The sequence below is a fragment of the Nocardiopsis sp. FR4 genome (genome assembly GCF_009830945.1).
Classification (GTDB): Bacteria; Actinomycetota; Actinomycetes; order Streptosporangiales; family Streptosporangiaceae; genus Nocardiopsis.
This window is the reverse complement of the sequence record NZ_VWVV01000072.1, coordinates 1-1,052: the sequence shown is the minus strand read 5'-3', so window position 1 is coordinate 1,052 and position 1,052 is coordinate 1. Positions and strand designations below refer to the sequence as shown.

At 67.0% G+C, this 1,052-nt stretch carries 1 protein-coding gene; it reads right to left on the bottom strand.

The features are described from left to right. Positions 1 to 59: 59 nt before the first annotated feature. Entirely contained in the window at positions 60 to 956 is an 897-nt protein-coding gene (locus tag FYW95_RS27470) for a transposase family protein (RefSeq protein WP_201295074.1), read from the bottom strand. Between the last annotated feature and the right edge of the window lie 96 nt (positions 957 to 1,052).

Below are 1,052 nucleotides of genomic sequence, written 5' to 3'. Positions count from 1 at the left end.
CGACGTGGTGCGCGATTGAGGTTGGGGCGTGCTGGCCCAGCGAGTCGGCTGGTGGGTGATTACCGCATAGCTGTGCGGTCGGAGACCAGGCCGGCGATGGCCAGGTGGGTTTCGTCGTAGTACTCGCGGCGTCCGATCCACCGCTGGAGAGGCCGCCACTGTTTGTGCTCGGCGTTGGCGTGCTCAACCGGAATCCGCTCGCGGGACTGCTTCTTGCGAACCGTCTCCCAGACGGCCACTTCCTCGGGCGGGGCGTTCTTCTTCGGTTTCAGTGGCGGGGCTTCGACCTGGTCGGGGAACTGCTTGGCCAGCCCCCGGTACCCAGCATCGACCTTGGCCTTCACCTGGGGGAACTGCTCGAACAGGTCGCAGATGCCCTCGGTCTTGAGCGCCGTCTGGTCATGCATGCGGCCAGGCCGGAAGGCTCCGGTCCACAGTGTGCGGCCCTTCTCATCGCTGATGACGGTGGCCTTCTCGGTGTTCTGCTTCATCTTGCCGGAAACGAACGCTCGGCGGCCGGGCTTGTTCGCCCGGGGGCGGCGTACGCGGACCTCGGTGCCGTCGATGCGCAGTTCCACACCTTGGGACGCGGCGTAGGCGAAGACATCGCTCAGGGTACGAAGCCGCAGGTCGGGGGATTCGGGGACGGCGAAGCCGCGGTTGGCGAGGAGGGGGCGCACCTCGTGCACAGCGCGTGTGATCGTGGAGCGGTTCACGCCGTAGAACAGGGCGAGGGCGGCGTGCGGGAGCTGGAAGCGTAGGACGATCAGGGTCACGATCACCCGGTCGGTGAACACCAGGTCATGCTTGGGTCCGGCCCCTGCGGCGCGCTGCCGGTCACGGCCTCGGCGTTCGCGTAGTTGGGACTCCTGCCCTGCTGTCCACGGCTCAGCCAACCCGGCGATCAGCTTGCCCAAGCGGCGGCGCGGGATCCCGGTGCAGATACGATGGCTCAAGGCCGTGCGGGCCCATTTTGACGTCACAATCATGATCGTCCCGCACGGCCGTTCGCATGCTCAGGCCGGGATGTCAGCTATCGCGCACCACGTCGT